The following is a 17968-nucleotide window of genomic DNA, read 5'->3' on the forward strand; positions in this document are numbered from 1 at the left end:
ACGCCAATTGAGATAAGCATCAACCGAACAATCGAAGCTGGGTGGGGAAGCTGCCCGAAATCCGGGTGGTGAGAAACGAACAATATTTCGGTCGCTTTGCGGGAGGAGATCGTCCCAGATCGCCTCGGTTTTAAGATTTCGTGAACGAGAACGATTGGCGTAGCCCCACGCTCTCGCGGATGCTTTCCTCGAAACTCGGCAGAAATCCAAATTGAAACTCAACCACCGCCTTTTGCTGGAACACCGAATGGTCCACGTTGCGCAGTTGCTTGTCGCGCGTAACCACCACTGTTGAGAATTCAACGATGTCGCTGGCGCGATCGATTTCGCGTCGCGCCCTCGTTCGGCTAGTTTGAAAGAACATAAGACCTTCCGGGCTTTCACCGCAGCGCTCTGTGCGGCCATCAGCGCTGCCGGTCATCGCCTCTGGCTGGATATGGACCGTCTATTCCGTTCGAGTATTTGCTTGCGAGCGCGGGCTATTCACCCAGCGCGCTTTCGCTGGACGGCTAAAACCGCGATTGTCAGCCATATTCTGCTGCCTGCATCATACCATCATCCAGGCGAGCTCGCGACTTCAACTGGTCAGTGTACTTGACAATGGCTGGCCCGGCGCCCGGTGCCGACGATGGAAATGGCTTTCCTGGCCATCGCCCGCAAGCGAGAAAACTGGCAATCAGCAGGCCGTCCGCCTCGAATCTCCATTTGCGATGCGCCGTCAAAGCCCGCCAAGCGGGCTTTTATCTTTCACGCATCAGCAAGCCGACAACCTGTCGCAGCGTGAGATTCAATTAAATCGGTCTTCTGAGCCCGACTGTGCACAGCGGATGTCGATAGCAATGATTGTCTGTGGAATGCTCATTTGGCTCGACACTGCGTCTAGCCGACAATTTGCCTCGGATAACCAAGGTCCCAACCCGGTCGCGTGCGTTTCTTTGATTGGGTGGCGTGTGCCGGGGATCGCAGTCAGGCTGGCTCGCCTTCCTCAAACGTCGTCCCCTTGGCTTTCCCATGTTGTTGATGAGGTCCACCTCGCCCATAATTATTTATCTGGTAAGCGATTGCGAATGCCCGGTAGCAGCGTGGGACTGACCACCATCACAGAGGAGACGATCGCAATGAAGCCGCCATCGCTTTACACCGCTTCGGCCGCTAGAGGTCGACATCGTTATGTTCCGAGTCGCGAGCTGCTGGCCTAAGTCAGGTCGCGCCTAGCGCCTGAACAGGCAATAAAGCCGTCAAACGCTTGCATATTCCGCTGCCATCGACCATGGGGACATGCGTTGTGCGTTACCAGCTCCTGCTTGAGCCGTCTACGTGTCGGACATGGATCTAACTGCTCTCCGGTTTTCCTTTGTGTTCGCGCACCAATCAATCCTGTGGAGCGCAGGAATTGTGCAAGGCACACGATCGCGGCGTCGTGAAAACGCGAGGATCTGCCGCGATTTCTCGCCACACGCGCGTTGTATGGTGATATTTATTGATAAGAGTTGCATACATCGAACTGCTCGCCGCCTCCGCGGAAGAACGGGCGGGACGTCGCAAGTCCTCGGATCAACTATTGGGCAGGAATGCGGAGCCAAGGAATGGCCGTTCGATGACGATCGCCATGATTGATACTCCAGGGACGAAGTGAACTACACTGTGATGCCTTCAATTGATGATACATTAAGTGAGATCAGATGGCTGCGGAACGAAATCTGGCGCTGCCGTCGACTACTTAAAACGGGCTTGCCCGGCGCGGAGCGCAAGGCCGTTGAGAAGCGTCTGCTTGAACAGCTTTCTGCCTTTGAACGGCTCTTGTCGACGGCGTTTCCCTTGAGCTTGAGCTCTAAAGTGTATTCGGCCAGAAGCACCACGATCGGGCGAAGCGACTCCCCTGAGGCGCCCATCGAGAACGCCGCAACGGCATCAAGCGGTTGCTTCTGGAAGTCGATCGGCGGCTAAACAAAAGAGGTTTCCTAGCTCAATCTATGTCTTGAGCCCGGCAGTCGAGACCAAGCTAATCCCAAGCTGAGAACTCTGAGTAAGACCGCGATCGAACAAACCTCCAACGTTAACATTCCGGCAATCTTTTACCAGTCATCGCCGATTTAGCCACCTGCCCAAAAATACCTGCTCGCCGACCGCAACGCCACAGATTGGAGGGCAGTACGGATTCCTGCAGATGCACGGCCGTAACCACCACAGTTGACGCAGATTGTCCTTCGGACCAGTTACAGCGAAGCGATGGCAACCTCACGACGGCCTCAAAGTCGCCGAATGGCTGCAGCGCTGAATAAAGCGCAACTGCTGCAGTACGAAATCGAAATTCAGGGCGCAGTACGACCTTGTAACACGCGTGGGCGGACTATCGATCGCTGATCGGTGCCAATCGATTCACGGAGCTAAGTCCCCCAGATGGATGAACTACGGCTCGGCGGGCTGATGCCTCCAGCCCGATCGCCTTTCGGCCACCAAACTGGCCAAAATCCGGCGCCTGTCGGTCTGAACACCTCACTGTCGCTCGATTTCTGCAACTGCCGCTCGGACGCCTCACTCTCGATGAAGGACGACCGGAAGCCTGTTGAGTCGTCGTCTCGGTCCGCCGTTCCGCTCCGCCGCGATTGGCATCATGCGGCGGCATTCGCCGCGCAAGTTTTTGAAATTGTCCCTAAGACAAAATATGGCCACGTCCATATCGCTACGCCTTGTAAAGCGGTCACAGAAGCGGATCACGTCTGGTCTGCACGACATCAAGACTTCCTCGGCCCGCCGATCTCGCGCGCGGGCGTGGTCTGTGCACCACGTCGCTGCGATCGCGATTGCAGCGAGGGCGGCTGCACAGCGATACGCATTGCTAGTCCAGCCCATTCGTCGGTCTTGATTCATCAAACCTCTCTTAAGCCGCATATCCTTCACTATTGCTATTTGCCCCGCGAGGGTGATCTGTTTACCGGATTGGGCCGCCTCAGCAGCCACTGTCTCGCTGTTGAACGCAAAGATTACGCCCCCCGTATCATCGTCGCGCCACGCGCAACACGTTGATTGCGAAGACCGAGATACAACAGACATCGGCCGTTTAGCGCCTGTGTGGCGATGCTGACTAGGTTGACTCCCAATATCGCGTTCTGTTTCGCAATGCCTACAACCTGACGTTACGGTCGATTCAAGCGCTTTGAGCGTCCGGTAAGTCAGGAATACGTTCTAAGACGGACATACCCACATTGGGAGCAGTAGGACGAACTCTGACAACTGCACGCCTGACCGGCTGCCCCGGGTACGAACGTCCCCGACGTTGGTCGATGACGCTTAGTTTAGTGTTTGGGTTGAAGGCGCAAAGGGCACGCATTGATAAGATCAGCGACAGAGTCAAAGAGTTTTCGGTACGATGGGTTTCCGAGAAGCACAAAGGTTGGACCGACAGGCCAGGACACCGCGACTGGATGGCGATTGTCGCAACTGTCACCTTACAGTCGACTCCACAGCTTCAAGCCGCCTGCTGCTATTCACGGTGGGCAATTGCTTGAAACCCGCTCGGCGGCTTCGACCTTGAACCCGCTGGCACGCCGCTTGCTGCTAACATCGACAGCGCGTCGGCCCGGATGCAGCCTAGCCGGAACCCGGAGACATCATTCGTCGATGACTGCCGCAGGTCTTTCTGCGGACGCACGCGGCGGGCGCGCTACATTCGCGATTCAATGATCTAAGACAAAAGCGAGACTTCACATGAGGACATCAACGGGACGCGGGCTTTCCATGGCCGGCACGTTAAGTGTTTTGGCCGCAACCATTTCAATTTCGCCAGCAGCAGGCGCCAACGAGGATTTGATGAGCGCCGCCAAGCGGATTTTCAAGCCGATTCCCTCAGTCGTTCCAGCGGTGAAGGACAATCCTATTACCCATGAAAAGGTCACACTTGGCAAATCCTTGTTTTTCGATCCAAGGCTATCGGCGAGCGAGGTTATTAGCTGCAACACGTGTCATAACCTTGGGACGGGCGGGGTAGATGCCGGCCCGACGTCGATTGGTCATCGCTGGCAGCTGGGTTCGCGTCGTGCGCCAACGGTCTATAACGCGGTCTTCAACGTAGCGCAGTTCTGGGATGGACGCGCGGCGGATCTCAAGGCGCAGGCCGCAGGCCCTGTCCAGGCCAGCGTCGAAATGAATGCGACGCCCGATCACGTGCTCAGCACATTGAATTCAATGACCGATTATGTCGTTATGTTCAGTAAGGCCTTTCCCAACGATGCCGCGCCCGTTACGTTTGAAAATTTCACCAAGGCCATCGAGGCTTTCGAAGCGACATTGATTACTCCCGCCGCCCCCTTCGATCAGTACCTCGAGGGCGATGGACATGCTCTCAGTGATCAGCAGAAAGCCGGGCTAAAGCTATTCATCGAAAAGGGATGCTCCTCTTGCCACAACGGAATCAATGTCGGTGGACAGGATTACTTCCCGTTCGGCGTCGTTGAAAAGCCAGCCGAAAGCCTGCTTCCGAGGGAGGACAAGGGTCGTTTTGCCGTCACCAAGAATCTTAGTGATGAGTATGTTTTCCGCTCGGCGCCATTGCGCAATGTCGCATTGCGCCCCCCCTACTTCCATACTGGTCAGGTCTGGAGTCTTAAGCAAGCGGTTGGCATGATGAGTGAAGTTCAGCTTGGCGCAAAGCTCAGCGATGAAGAAATTGACAAGATTGTCGCCTTTCTGAATTCGCTCACCGGGCAGATGCCAAAGATCGATTACCCGATACTGCCCACGCGCACCACTGCAACCCCAAAGCCCTCCTTAGACAAATAGACCTTCGCGATAGCGATACGCCACGTCGTGACTAGCGAGAAAGATAGCCTGCCGCAACGAGATCGGGCGATGCCGCGGTCCATGCTGGAGCATTGGATGGCATGGACTTGTGCATCATTGACGAGTTTTACGGCCGCATATTCGCCAAAGCACAATCTCCAAGGCGAAAGGCGATGGTATCATCCTCGGATTCCATCTCGCAGCTCATGCATGTGCTGTAGGTGACGCGAGCGTCCAAATCCCTACAATGAGATGCGGCGATTTACGACGCCGGTAACTTGGGACGCGCCTAGTCGTCGGGCGCGTCCCCTAGCCGCAACGCAATACGCGCTGGTGGAGACCGATACAAAGCCTCTGCTTGCCATTAGCCGCACAGATATTCCTTGAAACGGCACGCGGATTGCTGCGGAAGGATCAACCAGTTGCCGCGAAGGAAGCTGTCGCGGCGGAGCCGGAGTTTCAATGAGGCTTATCCGATTTATCCTGATCGATCTGGCTTTGATGCTGCTCGCACCCGAGAATGCAGAGGCCATGACTATGGCGACAAGCGCAAACTTCAAATCGGCTTCAAAAGCTGCGGGATCCTTGATGCGGATTTCCGGCCCCGAGCCAGTATTCAGCTCTGGTGTGAGCCGACATCTTTACCGCAACACCTCTCAAGCCACGCCATTTGAACATTCAGCAGAACCCCTCGGCCCGGCCAAGCAGGCTGAGAACCTCGCGCTGCTGAAAAGGCGCTTTGCGTCTCATTGGCAGGCGCACCGGGCAGCGTTTGATTGCCACGATCCTCGCGGCGCGAAGATGCTCAACAAGCCTCCGGTCTTAACACCGATCTGCAGTTCGCCGTCCCACCTTATGCCCTCACGCGAGCAGAGACGCCGTGCTGGAGCGGAACGGACTGAATTGTCGGAGACATGGCCATCATCTTCATTGCAGCGATTGTGCTCGTGACTTGGATGGGAAGATACAGCACAGGCGCAGGTTCATGAGAGAAGCAAAACCGGGCTATATTGAGGTTGCCTTCAACGGCTCTCTCGCAAGCATTCCGCTAGATGCGCAATTCAGCCTACCAGCCAAAGGCGTCACAGCGATTCTTGGTCCGCCCGGGTGCGGCAAGACCACACTCGCGCGCTGCATCGCTGGCGTGCAGCGTCTGCCAAACGGATTCTGTGCGATCGATGGAGAGATTTGGCAGGATGAGACCACGTTTCGACCGTCTCATTTGCGTCGCGTCGCATATGTATTCCAGCTACCAGTTCTTTTTTCTCATCTGTCTGTACGGCGTAGCCTTCTATACAACGCGTCAAAATCGAAACCGACACTGATCGATTTTGATGGTGTGGTCGAATTGCTCGCCTTGGCGCCACTGCTCGAGCGTTCGCCATCACATCTTTCCGGGGCCGAGCGACAGCGACTTGCCCTTGGCAGCGCGCTGTTAGGCCAGCCTCGGCTACTTTTGCTGGACGATCCACTCATTGTGCGCGACCGCTCCGCTAAATGCGAGATCCTGCCATTTCTCGAGCGCATGCGGGAAAAGCTACCATTGCCGATGATCTACATCAGCCATGACATCGCTGATATCGAGCGTTTTGCCGATCATCTCGTTATGATGAAAGACGGCGTCGTGACTGCGGCAGGGCCGCTCAATCTCGTTCAGAGCGATCCGGCGCTTGCCAGGCGCGGCGAAGCGGCAGTCTGTCTTGATACAGTGGTCGGCGGCTATGACGGACGCTACGGGCTGATCATTCTCCGCCTCAAGGCTGCGCGCCTTCTGATACCTGGAGCGCCGCTTAGACCTGGCGTGCAGGTGCGGCTGCGCATCGCAGCCGGCGACGTCAGCATTGCCTGCCAGCCCGCGCGGGCAAGCTCTATCCTCAATGTATTTCCGGCACGCATCAAAGCCTCTCTGCCGTTCGACGAGGCTGAGGTCACCTTGGTTCTGGCTCTTGAAACTGGCCGTTCTGGCGTGCTGCTTTTGGCGCGCATCACGCGCCGCTCCTTTGATGCGCTACGGCTCAGCATTGGAGCGGACGTATTCGCGGAGGTCGCGCGCGCCCTTCCGCTCGCGACTGCCGAGCGGTTGCTTGCAACGCCTGCCACATCCGCATGAGAACGTTCGACAGCTATGCCCCGATACGAGAAACACATCAACGGGATCCCGGCCGTGATCGATAATCTGGATGAGAGAGATCAGAATAGTGTGGGGGCAATTCTCTACCGTCCATAAGACGATATCGATAGGCTACTGGCCGATTTCGCTCAGGATATCGCGCAGCAAGGCGTACGCATCGGCGGCATTATGCAACGACACTCGAGGCGCGCAAATGGCACCCACGTCATGCTCGCAATCGACGTTGCGACGGGACAAGAGATCTCGATTTCCCAGCCACTCGGCAGCGGAGCTATGTCCTGTAATCTCGATACAAATGGGCTTGCTGAGGCCGCAGTTGTCGTTTCCCAGGCACTTCGCAACAAGACCGATCTCCTCGTGATCAGCAAATTCGCCAAACAAGAGGCAGCTGGCCGCGGCCTGCGCCTCGAATTAGTTGACGCGATCACCCGAGGCGTACCAGTCCTGACAGCCGTTCCAAAAAACTGCCTTGCCGACTGGCGAACCTTCACCGCGGGCGTTGGCACGCTGCTGCCTTGTGATCGTCAATTCTTGGAGCAGTGGTGGTGCGATATCTCAACGCGCGTGGCGCGCAGCGGGGCCTTCAGCCCCAGCTGCGGTTATTTGGGGACGACGATACCGGACCGCTTAATAACGACAGTGAGACTGTCGAGCACGTGGAGTGTTTCCAATGCTCCACCCACATAGTCCTGCTATTGGCGCTTGCCACCTTCATAAATTCATCTTTATAGGCTGTCAGCAGATCAACATTGCCAGGCAGGTCTTTCAGAGTGACGCCTTTCGGCCGGAGGAACTCGCTGAACATCCGAAGAGCCGTCACGTAGTCCTCAATGGTCTCGGACTTGCGGCTCGCGCCAGCCAGTGCCGTCTTGAACTCTTCAATCAGCTCCAGGTCTGCCTCGGAAGGGCGACTGCGCTTTGCAAAGTCGATGCGAAGCTCCGAATAGACCTCATCCGATTCCGGGCCGCCGGACCACTTTTCACGGTGGCTTCCTCCAAAGACTTTGCTTAGTCCTGATTTGACCCGGGAGAACAGACCGCGGAGCTTGTTGTCTTTCGTCCGGGCCGTAGGTTGTGCTTCCGACGGCGCTGCGTAGCGCATGCTGCTGAATGGCCTGCCCGTAAGTCGGAGCGGTAATCATTTGCAGACTAGCCAAAATGAGGGCGCGAAACATCGACACTGTAGCGCGTGCTACTGAACGAGTCGTTCCGCACATTCAATCGAGGAGGCATCCGCATCGATCCACCAACGTCGGTACGCTGGATATTTTCGTGCGACCGGGCACATCCGCTACAAACCGGGTCGCGCCTGCACAGCCACGTGCTCCAATGCACCCAAGATCTTGAGACGTTGAGGTATCTCCTTGTGATCATGAAGCTTCAGAGCGATCGCCGCATGTATGATCCAGGCTGTACAACCTGACGCTACGTAAGCTTCAAGCCCCCATCGCCGCCGCGGCGAGCCTGGTTAGCTTTCATACGCGTTTCAGGATGCGGCAAATCCTCGCAGCTTTGTGATCTACCGCCGCTTCAAGCGCCTCAATGCGCGAGACGCCGTCCCCCATGATCACTAAACACCGTATTTGGCAGCGGCGACGATTTGGGGCCTACTCAGCTCAATCTGATCGTCGCAGAGATACATCCGCTCTCGTTTGCGCCAGATTTCGCAAAACCACGCGGCTTCGTGAGGTTCAGTACTCCCGTTAAAGCCCGGCAGGCCGAGAGCCGTGACTCATTTGACACATCGATGTCTCGATGAAACATTTTGCTCTGAGGGACGCAGAACGGGCTTTGACCAGACGCTTGCAGCCGAACACCTCGGGCGGTCGCGCAAAGGTCGAGTGTTCTCATAAGGTTTTGTATGTGCTCCAGACGACCCTCAACTTAGTGTCGATCGAGGCCCCTAGCGCGCGAGCATGCCTGTACCCAAGCCGCTGGGCTGGTTTCGTTGCGACAATTCCAATCCTGAGAACGGATGGCATATCGTTTGCTTCACCAGTGAGGTCGCGATCTACAAAATGAAAATTGTGAGGACAGCATGCTCGGAATTGGCAGTCGGTTGCCGCCATTCGAAATCACAGGCGTGAAGCCCGGCTTTCAAGCGCAGGAAGAAGAAGGACAGAGTGCATTCGAGACGCTGACCGAAACGAGCTTTCCAGAAAAGTGGAAGATCATCTTCTTCTATCCCAAGGATTTTACCTTCGTCTGCCCGACAGAGATCGCTGAGTTTGCCCGGCTTTCCAAGGAATTCGCCGACCGCGACGCGGTTGTACTGGGTGGTTCGACTGACAACGAGTTCTGCAAGCTCGCCTGGCGGCGCTCACATGTCGACCTGCACAATCTACCAATCTGGCAGTTTGCCGACACAAAGGGAACGCTCGTCGATGGCCTTGGCGTGCGTTCACCCGAAGGGGTTGCCTATCGTTACACCTTTATTGTTGACCCCGAAAACACGATCCAGCACGTCTATGCGACCAATCTCAGCGTCGGGCGCAGTCCCAAGGACACGCTGCGCGTTCTGGACGCGCTTCAAACCGACGAGCTCTGTCCCTGCAACCGCGAAATCGGCGGCGAAACCCTGAAGTTTTCTTGAGGCAGCATGTCGTCGATCGAACAATTGAGCCACAGGATTCCCGATTTCGCGAAGGATGTCAGGCTTAACCTGACCTCCTTGGTGGCCGATGAGACGCTCTCGCCGCAACGAAAATACGGGCTGCTGCTGGCGAGCGCGATTGCCACCCGCAATGCAGCCCTGATTGCCGCGATGGAATCGGCTGCGTCCGCCGTGATGACATCTGTGGCGATCTCCGCAGCGAAAGCCGCAGCCTGCGTGATGGCAATGAACAACGTCTACTACCGCTTCGCTCACCTCGTTTCCAGCCCGGAATACAAGATGATTCCGCCACGGCTGCGTATGAACGTGATCGCCAATCCCGGCGTGGACAAGTCCGATTTCGAGCTGTGGTCGCTTGCGGTCTCCGCTATAAACGGCTGCGGTGCCTGCATCGATGCCCATGAGAAGACGCTGCGAGCGGCGGGCGTCAGTTCCGAAGCGATCCAGACCGCCGTGCGCTTTGCCGCGATCATGCAGTCAGTGGCGATCGCAATCGAGGCCGCTGGGCCCAACCCCTCTCAGGCGACGGACTGATCCTTCCTCTGTCATCCGATCGACGGGGTTGTGGCGCCACTCAGTGGCGCCGCAACCAGTCCTTCGCGGCTCCCGAACGAGCGTGACATCCGCAAGTCATGTCTTGCGCAGCGTCCCCATGAAGTATTCCAGGCGCCGAGCAAGTGACGCGGAATGCGCCACAGATACGGTAAGATCCTGTCGCCTAACGTCGGTCGCACCACGGCCCTTCGTTCCACCATCACCCAAACTTGAACAGCACTCCATATCCGCCGCGCGGATGGCTCCATTGAATGTCGCCGGTGGGCTCGGCGATCACGCGGCAGGTACCGCACTCGATGCAGCCGTCAACTGTTACCTCGACCTGGCCGTCGTCGTTGAGCTCGTAGCATCGCGCGGGGCAGGCTTTCAAAAGTGCAAGTAGCTGCGGAGATGGCCTCGTGTGCGCACGGACCTTGACGTGAGGGTGACCGACGTCGACAACATAGCGGTTGTAATACAGCTTGTCTTCGACGCGCACTGGGGGTTCGACATTCATGCTTTGGCCTTCCATTGTTGGAATTCACACTGTTGCGGTCAGCGCCAGGCTCGGGCAAAACGACAAGCATCGCCTAACAGACCTGTCCATGACCGCGCCTTCACAAAGGATTTCAGGGTCGCCTTCTCCTTCTCAGCCTTAGGCGTACCATCGACGCGCACAAAGTTTTGCATCGCCTTGGAGATGAGCTGCGGATAGGTGAGAAAGAAGTTTTGTGAGTGGGTATGCATCAGGGGCGGAAAATCCTTGTACTTCTTTAGATCTTTGATGACGAAGGAATCGTCCAGCATCTTCTTGTAGATCGACAGATTTGTTGCACTCATCGGCTCGCCGCGCGATTTCACCAGACCTATCGCTTCGGCGGCGATGCGGCCGGAAGTCATCGCGAGATTGGAGCCCTCACGATGAATGGCATTGTTGAGTTGCGCCGCATCGCCCACTACGACCCAGCCTTCCCCATAAAGCTGCGGGATCGACTTGTAACCGCCTTCAGGAATGAGATGCGCCGAATATTCCTTAACTTCGGACCCCGCTATCAGCGGCGCCAGGGAGGGATGTCTCTTGAATTGGTCTAGCAGGCCGTAGGGCGTCTGGCCCGTGCGCTGGAAGTCGGCGACGAGACAACCGATGCCGAGCGAAATGCACTCTTTATTGGCGTAGATGAAACCCATTCCGGTCATGCCGCGGGAAATGGTACCGGCCGCCTCGATCACGACGCCTTCATCGCCCTTGAGATTGAAGCGCGCCTCGATAGTCTCGCGAGGCAAGAAGTGCATTTCCTTCACCGCGAGCGCAACGTTATCGGGTGTCGGGCGCGCGCGCAGGCCCGCGCGCGTCCCGAGCAGGCCATTGACCCCTTCGGCCAGCACGACGACGTCGGCATGTATTTCTCCGTCTCGGCGATCTGTACGAACACCGACGATCCTTTCACGGTCGTCCCGTGCGAGCTCGGTGACTGTCGTCTCGCACAGCACGGTCGCGCCAGCCTCCCGCACCTTGGAAGAGAACCATTTGTCAAACTGCGCGCGTATAATCGTGTAGCGGTTCGGCCGTTCCTCGTTGAAGTCGTCCGAGCGGTAATGCATGCCGACATGGGAGCGATCGTCCATCATCCAGAACCGCTGCTCGATCAAGTGACGTTCAAGCGGCGCCTCCTCTCGAAACTCGGGGATCAGCTTTTCCATCATGTCGGCATAGAGGATGGCGCCCTGCACATTCTTCGATCCGGGATATTCGCCCCGCTCGAGCTGCAGCACCTTCATGCCGCGTTTGGCCATGGTCAATGCCGCCGCGTTGCCGGCCATACCGGCTCCGACCACGATCGCATCGAATCTCTCTTCAATCATCATCACCTCCTCTAGACCGCGATCCGGGCGCGCGAATTCGGCAAAAGCCGGGCGCGAAATGCGGTCGTCAGCGCCGGTAGCAATTGCATGGCGTCACTGACGATCGCGAGATGGGCGAAGTCGAAGATCGGAGCGTTCTTGTCAGTATTGACGGCGACGATCAGATCCGCGCCCTCCACGCCAACCCGGTGTTGGATCGCGCCGGAAATGCCGGCGGCAATATAGAGCTTTGGCCGGATGGTTTTGCCCGTCTGGCCGATTTGCCGGTCAGACGTAACCCACCCTTTTTGCACCAGAGGACGCGAGCAACCATATTCAGCGCCAAGCAGAGTTGCGAGCTCGCGCACCAACCGAAAGTTCTCAGGCGATCCCAGTCCCAGGCCGCCCGCAACCACGACATCGGCATAGGCCAGATTGGACGTTTCTGCATCGCGGTCGGGTAGGAACGACAAAACTTTTGTGACAATATCGTCTTCGACAAGGCCGAGCGGATGGACGATGATACGAGCGGCATCGCGTACGACGCGCTCAGGCATCGGCATGACCCGCGGGCGGACGGTTGCCATCTGCGGACGATAATTCAAGGTATAGATCGTGCAGAGCAGCGTGCCGCCAAAGGTCGGACGCGTCGCCGCAAGCGAACCATCGGCGTCGACGTCCAGCGCGGTGCAGTCGGCAGTGAGCCCCGTCGACAGGGTCGTCGCCACGGAACCTGCGAGATCGCGACCGAGCGTCGTCGCCCCCAACAGCAGGATCTCGGGCTTGTAGGTGTTGACGAGGTCGGTTAGCGCTTTGGTATAGGATTCGTTGCGGTAATCCGACAAAACATTGTCGCTCACGAGATAGGCCAGATCGGCGCTATAGCAAAAGGCTTCAAGCGCGGCGTTACGTGTCTGCGGCCCCTCCGGACCGATAACGACAGCGGCAAGATTCACCTTTAGCCTGTCGGCAAGCCTGCGCCCCGCACCCATGAGCTCCCAGGAAACCGGATGCACCCGGCCGCGCTCCAGCTCGACAAAGACCCAGACGTGCTTGTACGCCTTAAAGTGCTCCGGCAGTTCTTTTTTGGCTGCTGCGCGGCCGGCCGCCGCCGGCATGGCCGTTCTGGTGACATTGCTCATACTCTAAATTCCCCTCAAAGATAGGCGCGCCCGCGCCACAGGTTCGCTTTTTAGCTTCGTTAACTGAAGATCACCTTTGGTCAGCAGTGGCCGGCTGCTCTGCCCCGTCTGCTTGGTCCGACCGGCCGCACAACGCGTCGTCGCGATAGACGTACCGGTCCGGCCGGACTTGGAGAGGTCTTCCACACTGAAGCCTTCCGCGCCGGGTTCGACGAGCGCCACCGCGGCGGCCAGGGCGCCGCGGTGAACCGGTCGCTTCCATGCCTGAGTTGGCGAGTCCGTTCGCTGCGCAATACCTGCGCCTCAATTTCGGCCCAGCGGCTCCACATTGACGGTGACGACGAGGGCGATCCCGGCAACGCACCTGTCACGCAATCCATGCCGAGCCTCCAGCGCCGACAACCCGTATGGGCCGACGTTGGCCCTCTTGCTGACGCGTGTTCCTATCCGCCATGAGATGGATACAAATCTGAGCGGAATCGCGGACGGATTTGATGCGGACGACGCTGTGCATACCCTCTCCAGATGTAGCGCGAACGGGCGACTTATCCATTGACCAGCATCTCACCGTCGATACGGAACTTCGACCGCGTCAAAGACCATTTCGAACGGACCTGGCGCGATCGTAGGCCACGAGATGATCCCGCAGCGCTCGGCAGGCAGTAAAAGCAGCATCATGGGTATTCCTTCAATCTCATCTCGGACGACTACCATCTGTCGGCAGCGATGAACGGATCGGCAGGACAACAGCAAGTGTCGTACCAGTTGCAAAAACCATTGAAAGTCAGTCGAAAGTAATGGTTCGGGAGACACTTGAAATGGCCGCTGATACCGTGGACACGATCAGTCCAGACATGGGTCGGGAATACGACAGGCGCCGCTCGGGTCATGGCTGCACAGAGTGGACCCGGATAAAGACGAAGGCCCCACATCGGGTTGCCGGGGCGCCCCGTCGGGCACACCTTGCTTGCAGTGGAGCGCGCGATCACTTCAGCTCGCTCAACGGGACAAAAGCCGCGGCCTTCTTAGGGTCTGCGACGGCATCCTTCAAAACCTTGAACACTCGCTGGTCGATCGGTGACGATGCCACGAAATCGGCATAGGCCTGCTCCAGCATCGCCTTGCACCGAGCCCTGATTTCCGGCTCCGCGGCACCAGCAAATTGCTCTTTGGCAAAATATTGTCCCATCCGCTTTAAGATGTGAAGGCGCGCGACATTCACGATTTTAGGGTCGTAATCGACGCCAAGCAGCGAAAAAAAATCCTCTGCCGACGAGGCCTTGCTGAGCCGATCCAGGATACCGGCTGCCGGGCATGAGTTGGTCATCGACAATTCTCCTTCGGATTAGCTCTGGACGGTCAATGGGATGGGGTGGCGCCTGTTGACTGCTGCCGTCCTGCCCCGCAGAGCTGGTGCGCATCGCCAAAGCCTGACTCCAAAAAGCGGTGCCCTCAACTTCGCTGCCCGGATCGGCAGGTCCGCCGGTGACGACGTCAGTCCCGATGAAGATCCGGGATCAATGGCCACACCACGATCGCGGTTGACACTCGTCAGGACGGTCGCCGGACTGGAAATCAGCCGCGCGAGAAGGCGCCGATTGGCAGTCGGCGCTGGCGACGAGCTGCAGTTCATCGAGTAACGCGGTGATCGCCGCAAGTCCGGAATGCTTGCCGATCACAAAGCGGTTGCAGCGGCCAAGCAAAACGGGATCAAGCAATTGATAGGTGCGTTGATCCTTCAGAAGGCCAACGACATGAATGCCGGACTCGTGCGTAAATACATGCTCTCCGACGATCGCCTTGTTCATAGGAATCGCACGTGCGGCCGCGGCTGCTACCACCGCGGCAACGTTCTCGAGCTGCGGAAGTATGATGCCGGTCTCGCGCCCGTAGAGCTGCTTGAGTGCGACCGTGATTTCCTCGAGCGGTGCATTTCCGGCCCGCTCGCCAAGCCCGATGACGGTCACTGAGGCGTGGCTCGCGCCAGCCTTGATGGTGGAGAGCGTGTTGGCGGTTGCGCGTCCGAGATCATCGTGACCGTGACATTCGAGTTCGAGATCGGTGGTCGCACGCAAATTCCTGACCAGCGCGTAGGCTGCGTCGGGATCGAGCACGCTAAGCGTATCTGCAACACGAAAGCGACATGCGCACACGGCTTTTGCAGTTGCCATCAGTCTGATGAGAAACTCGATGTCGACGCGGGATGAGTCCTCACCACCGACGGCGACCTTAAGTCCGCGCTCACAGGCACAGCTTACCACTCGCTCCACCCGTTCCAGCGCCAGGTCACGATGACCACCTAGGTTGGCCACGATCTGGACATCGGAGGTCGGGATCGACATATTGATCATGGACACCTTTGCTTCGATCGCCGCGTCGACATCCGATTCCCGCATCCGGCACCAGCCTATGGTGGTCAGCGGAAGATTTGCTTCGACAATGGCGCGGACGGCGGCGATCTCCTCGTTGCCCATCGCCGGCGTTCCCGCCTCGATCTCCGTGATTCCGGCCCGCGCCAGAGCCTGCGCGATCGCCAGCTTTTCCTCTGTGGTGAACGCAACGCCAGGTGCCTGCTCGCCGTCGCGTAATGTCGTGTCGTTGAGCACGGTTGGCTTGGCGCACACCTGGTCGGACCAAGACGATTTGGCGGCGGTGCTGGCGGCAATCACGCGAGAGCTCCTCATAGTTTGATCTACCTACGCTTCAGCAACCAGCATGCCAGCCCGTCGTCCGAGGAAGTCGTCGACGAAGCTAACGCTTCCGTCCTCGGCGTCCTTCCGCAAATGGATTGTCGCAAATCCGACACGCTCATGAACCGGACGCCTTGCCTGTTGCTACGCCGAGTTCGAACGTTAATGTAATTGCGGCGCGCCAGGATGTGAGAATTGTCGCGGAGCACTGGGGACCGCCGCCGCCTTGGACACATGGTCACTCGCTCGCATCGAAACGGCGTCAGCCGCGCCCTCAACCTCCTGTGCGGCTTACCAAATCCGGCGAGGCTTTCTCGGATGACGGTGCGATCGCGGACCCTTGTGGCAGTTCAGATGGCCAGACGCCGGCAAGGACCGGCCGAGCCGCCTGCGGCAGAACATCGCGCCGGCGCTCGGCCATCCGGCTCTCACCGCTTTCTTCGCCGAAGCAGAGGTTGAAGTCGTCACATTGCTTGCACACGGGTGTTGTGCACATCACGAGGCCTTCATTCTCGCAAAGCATGCGGTAGAAGAAGCGCTTCCAGCGCATATTGTTGACATTGCGCGCGGCGAGCGGCGCGAAATGGCGGCTCAGCAGCCGAGAGAGTTCGCCACGATTGCGCAAGCCGAGAGCTTCCCACAGATGGTCTGGCCCAATGGCGCGGCGCGCGATCATCGCAGCCAGCCAGCGGCCGATATCCCCTTCCGTCGAGCGTTGCTTGAGCAAGAGATCACGCAGCATTGCGATCTCGTCGTCCTCTTCGCACTTGAAAGCCGAGAGCTGCTCCACGAGCTTGATCTCAAGCGAGGGAAAGTACTGCTCCAGCAAGGCCGCCAGTTCAAGGCCGGACAGGCCGGCCTTCTCGGGAAGGGAGCCACCATCCATTGTGGCAGCCGCCAGGATAGACGCCAGGACATGGCGATCGAGATTGCTGTCAATGGCAATATCGGCATCTGCAGGAGGCACACCGGTGAGCAGGCGGTAGGTTGCAATTCCCCTGTGCATCTGGCCGTTGGAATCAACGGCACAAGCAGCGATGAACGGAAGGAAGTGCGCTTCGGACATAATTTTGCGGGTTTCCACAGTGGTCAGGTTTGCTCCGCCGCACCTGGTTTTGGTCAGGGTCGATCGTCAGAATGCCGGCCTCCCGGGATGGGCGGTGAGGGAGACCGGCATCCGTCGCGCGCCTTCACGAGGCCGCGACTCGCGACCTTTACGAGGCCGCGAGTTCGGCGGCGGTCTTGCCGATGATGGATTCGTCCACGGGCTTCATAATGCCATGCTCCATCAGCATGTCCTCGAGCTCGTCCATGGAGATCGGGGTCGGGATGATGCCTTTGCCGCCATTATTGTGAACCTTGGTCGCAAGATTGCGATAGTGATCGGCCTGCTTGGACTCGGGTGCATATTCGAGCACCGTCATGCGGCGTAACTCGGCATGCTGCACCACGTTGTCGCGCGGCACGAAGTAGATCAGCTGAGTGCCTAGCTTCTTGGCCAACGCTTCCGCCAGTTCCAGCTCCTTGTCGGTCTGCCGCTCGTTGCAGATCAGACCGCCCAGCCGCACGCCGCCAGAGTTCGCGTATTTCAGGATGCCCTTGGAAATGTTGTTTGCGGCATACATCGCCATCATTTCACCGGACATCACGATATAAATTTCCTGCGCCTTGTTCTCGCGGATTGGCATCGCAAAGCCACCGCAAACGACGTCGCCGAGCACGTCGTATGAGACATAGTCGATGTTCTCGTAGGCGCCGTTCTCCTCCAGGAAATTGATCGAGGTGATGACGCCGCGTCCGGCGCAGCCGACACCCGGCTCAGGACCACCGGACTCCACGCAGCGAATGTCCTTGTAGCCGACCTTCATAACGTCCTCGAGCTCGAGGTCCTCCACGCTGCCGGCGTTCGCTGCAAGGCTCAAAATCGTGTCTTGCGCCTTGGCGTGCAGAATCAGGCGGGTCGAGTCAGCTTTCGGATCGCACCCTACAATCAGGATTTTCTGACCCATCTCGGCCAGCGCCGCCAGCGTGTTCTGCGAAGTGGTCGACTTGCCGATGCCGCCCTTCCCGTAGAACGCGATTTGTCTCAGTGAAGACATTTTGCTCTCCATCAACCGATTTGCCAAAAGTTGCGCGCTTCTTGCGCGCGAGCTTGTTTCTCTCTCAGAAACGGGGGCACACGGGATCAAGGGAAGGAGCGCATCGCTCGCCTTACGCGTCGGCGTGCACTCAGCCC

At 58.1% G+C, this 17968-nt stretch carries 17 protein-coding genes; 7 read left to right on the top strand and 10 right to left on the bottom strand.

Annotated features, from left to right (window positions below; genetic code table 11):
* Nucleotides 1-130: 130 nt before the first annotated feature.
* Both XI09_RS08035 and XI09_RS08040 read right to left on the bottom strand, forming a co-directional pair.
* Nucleotides 131-421: a hypothetical protein gene (locus XI09_RS08035; protein ID WP_271566377.1), complete on the bottom strand. Its 291-nt coding sequence runs from the start codon at nucleotides 419-421 to the stop codon at nucleotides 131-133.
* A 1216-nt stretch (nucleotides 422-1637) separates the two neighbouring features.
* Complete coding sequence (locus tag XI09_RS08040; RefSeq protein WP_271566378.1) at nucleotides 1638-1892, bottom strand: hypothetical protein; 255 nt, start codon at nucleotides 1890-1892, stop codon at nucleotides 1638-1640.
* A gap of 508 nt (nucleotides 1893-2400) precedes the next feature.
* On the opposite strand from XI09_RS08040, the gene XI09_RS08045 reads away from it, so the two are divergent.
* The 5 genes from XI09_RS08045 to XI09_RS08065 all read left to right on the top strand — a co-directional run bounded on the left by XI09_RS08045 (nucleotide 2401) and on the right by XI09_RS08065 (nucleotide 7597).
* The gene (locus XI09_RS08045; RefSeq protein ID WP_271566379.1) at nucleotides 2401-3027 is read left to right on the top strand and encodes a hypothetical protein; all 627 of its coding nucleotides are present in this window, start codon (nucleotides 2401-2403) and stop codon (nucleotides 3025-3027) included.
* Between the two features lie 681 nt (nucleotides 3028-3708).
* Entirely contained in the window at nucleotides 3709-4779 is a 1071-nt protein-coding gene (locus XI09_RS08050) for a cytochrome-c peroxidase (RefSeq protein ID WP_246740482.1), read from the top strand.
* 462 nt (nucleotides 4780-5241) lie between these two features.
* Nucleotides 5242-5730, top strand: a complete 489-nt coding sequence (locus XI09_RS08055) for a hypothetical protein (RefSeq protein WP_271566380.1) — start codon at nucleotides 5242-5244, stop codon at nucleotides 5728-5730.
* A gap of 34 nt (nucleotides 5731-5764) precedes the next feature.
* Nucleotides 5765-6889 carry a molybdenum ABC transporter ATP-binding protein gene (gene modC, locus XI09_RS08060; protein WP_271566381.1) on the top strand — a complete coding sequence of 375 codons (1125 nt, stop codon included), beginning with the start codon at nucleotides 5765-5767 and terminating at the stop codon, nucleotides 6887-6889.
* 123 nt (nucleotides 6890-7012) lie between these two features.
* Nucleotides 7013-7597, top strand: a complete 585-nt coding sequence (locus tag XI09_RS08065; protein WP_333939053.1) for a DUF2478 domain-containing protein — start codon at nucleotides 7013-7015, stop codon at nucleotides 7595-7597.
* Here XI09_RS08065 and XI09_RS08070 read toward each other — a convergent pair.
* Nucleotides 7494-8012: a hypothetical protein gene (locus tag XI09_RS08070; protein ID WP_271566382.1), complete on the bottom strand. Its 519-nt coding sequence runs from the start codon at nucleotides 8010-8012 to the stop codon at nucleotides 7494-7496. The two genes, XI09_RS08065 and XI09_RS08070, sit on opposite strands and share 104 nt — an antisense overlap.
* Nucleotides 8013-8948: 936 nt before the next feature.
* Between XI09_RS08070 and XI09_RS08075 the strand changes: the two genes are divergently transcribed.
* Together XI09_RS08075 and XI09_RS08080 are read left to right on the top strand one after the other, a co-directional pair.
* A complete protein-coding gene (locus XI09_RS08075) occupies nucleotides 8949-9503 on the top strand; it encodes a peroxiredoxin (RefSeq protein ID WP_097669268.1) in 555 nt (184 codons plus the stop codon).
* Nucleotides 9504-9509: 6 nt separating this feature from the next.
* Nucleotides 9510-10058, top strand: a complete 549-nt coding sequence (locus XI09_RS08080; RefSeq protein ID WP_271566383.1) for a carboxymuconolactone decarboxylase family protein — start codon at nucleotides 9510-9512, stop codon at nucleotides 10056-10058.
* Between the two features lie 220 nt (nucleotides 10059-10278).
* Here the strand turns inward: XI09_RS08080 and XI09_RS08085 are convergent, their stop codons facing one another.
* The 7 genes from XI09_RS08085 to nifH all read right to left on the bottom strand — a co-directional run bounded on the left by XI09_RS08085 (nucleotide 10279) and on the right by nifH (nucleotide 17831).
* Nucleotides 10279-10575, bottom strand: a complete 297-nt coding sequence (locus XI09_RS08085) for a ferredoxin family protein (protein ID WP_161533252.1) — start codon at nucleotides 10573-10575, stop codon at nucleotides 10279-10281.
* Between the two features lie 38 nt (nucleotides 10576-10613).
* Entirely contained in the window at nucleotides 10614-11921 is a 1308-nt protein-coding gene (locus tag XI09_RS08090) for an FAD-dependent oxidoreductase (RefSeq protein WP_161536958.1), read from the bottom strand.
* An 11-nt stretch (nucleotides 11922-11932) separates the two neighbouring features.
* On the bottom strand, nucleotides 11933-13042 hold the full coding sequence (locus tag XI09_RS08095) for an electron transfer flavoprotein subunit alpha/FixB family protein (protein ID WP_271566384.1): 1110 nt from the start codon (nucleotides 13040-13042) through the stop codon (nucleotides 11933-11935).
* 985 nt (nucleotides 13043-14027) lie between these two features.
* On the bottom strand, nucleotides 14028-14369 hold the full coding sequence (gene nifW, locus XI09_RS08100) for a nitrogenase stabilizing/protective protein NifW (RefSeq protein WP_097669272.1): 342 nt from the start codon (nucleotides 14367-14369) through the stop codon (nucleotides 14028-14030).
* Between the two features lie 190 nt (nucleotides 14370-14559).
* Nucleotides 14560-15708 (bottom strand): homocitrate synthase/isopropylmalate synthase family protein, encoded by a 1149-nt coding sequence (locus XI09_RS08105; protein WP_271566401.1) that lies wholly within the window; start codon nucleotides 15706-15708, stop codon nucleotides 14560-14562.
* A gap of 298 nt (nucleotides 15709-16006) precedes the next feature.
* Complete coding sequence (locus tag XI09_RS08110) at nucleotides 16007-16798, bottom strand: nitrogen fixation protein NifQ (RefSeq protein ID WP_271554240.1); 792 nt, start codon at nucleotides 16796-16798, stop codon at nucleotides 16007-16009.
* Nucleotides 16799-16946: 148 nt separating this feature from the next.
* The gene (nifH, locus tag XI09_RS08115; RefSeq protein ID WP_097669307.1) at nucleotides 16947-17831 is read right to left on the bottom strand and encodes a nitrogenase iron protein; all 885 of its coding nucleotides are present in this window, start codon (nucleotides 17829-17831) and stop codon (nucleotides 16947-16949) included.
* Nucleotides 17832-17968 lie beyond the last annotated feature (137 nt).

This window comes from Bradyrhizobium sp. CCBAU 11386, assembly GCF_028128955.1.
GTDB lineage: Bacteria > Pseudomonadota > Alphaproteobacteria > Rhizobiales > Xanthobacteraceae > Bradyrhizobium.

Excerpts from the sequence above, each read along its gene's own strand:
- XI09_RS08035 (WP_271566377.1), bottom strand. The coding sequence starts at position 421 with ATGACCGGCAGCGCTGATGGCCGCACAGAGCGCTGCGGTGAAAGCCCG.
- XI09_RS08040 (WP_271566378.1), bottom strand. The coding sequence starts at position 1,892 with ATGGGCGCCTCAGGGGAGTCGCTTCGCCCGATCGTGGTGCTTCTGGCC.
- XI09_RS08045 (WP_271566379.1), top strand. The coding sequence starts at position 2,401 with ATGGATGAACTACGGCTCGGCGGGCTGATGCCTCCAGCCCGATCGCCT.
- XI09_RS08050 (WP_246740482.1), top strand. The coding sequence starts at position 3,709 with ATGAGGACATCAACGGGACGCGGGCTTTCCATGGCCGGCACGTTAAGT.
- XI09_RS08055 (WP_271566380.1), top strand. The coding sequence starts at position 5,242 with ATGAGGCTTATCCGATTTATCCTGATCGATCTGGCTTTGATGCTGCTC.
- modC (WP_271566381.1), top strand. The coding sequence starts at position 5,765 with ATGAGAGAAGCAAAACCGGGCTATATTGAGGTTGCCTTCAACGGCTCT.
- XI09_RS08070 (WP_271566382.1), bottom strand. The coding sequence starts at position 8,012 with ATGCGCTACGCAGCGCCGTCGGAAGCACAACCTACGGCCCGGACGAAA.
- XI09_RS08075 (WP_097669268.1), top strand. The coding sequence starts at position 8,949 with ATGCTCGGAATTGGCAGTCGGTTGCCGCCATTCGAAATCACAGGCGTG.
- XI09_RS08080 (WP_271566383.1), top strand. The coding sequence starts at position 9,510 with ATGTCGTCGATCGAACAATTGAGCCACAGGATTCCCGATTTCGCGAAG.
- XI09_RS08085 (WP_161533252.1), bottom strand. The coding sequence starts at position 10,575 with ATGAATGTCGAACCCCCAGTGCGCGTCGAAGACAAGCTGTATTACAAC.
- XI09_RS08090 (WP_161536958.1), bottom strand. The coding sequence starts at position 11,921 with ATGATTGAAGAGAGATTCGATGCGATCGTGGTCGGAGCCGGTATGGCC.
- XI09_RS08095 (WP_271566384.1), bottom strand. The coding sequence starts at position 13,042 with ATGAGCAATGTCACCAGAACGGCCATGCCGGCGGCGGCCGGCCGCGCA.
- nifW (WP_097669272.1), bottom strand. The coding sequence starts at position 14,369 with ATGACCAACTCATGCCCGGCAGCCGGTATCCTGGATCGGCTCAGCAAG.
- XI09_RS08110 (WP_271554240.1), bottom strand. The coding sequence starts at position 16,798 with ATGTCCGAAGCGCACTTCCTTCCGTTCATCGCTGCTTGTGCCGTTGAT.
- nifH (WP_097669307.1), bottom strand. The coding sequence starts at position 17,831 with ATGTCTTCACTGAGACAAATCGCGTTCTACGGGAAGGGCGGCATCGGC.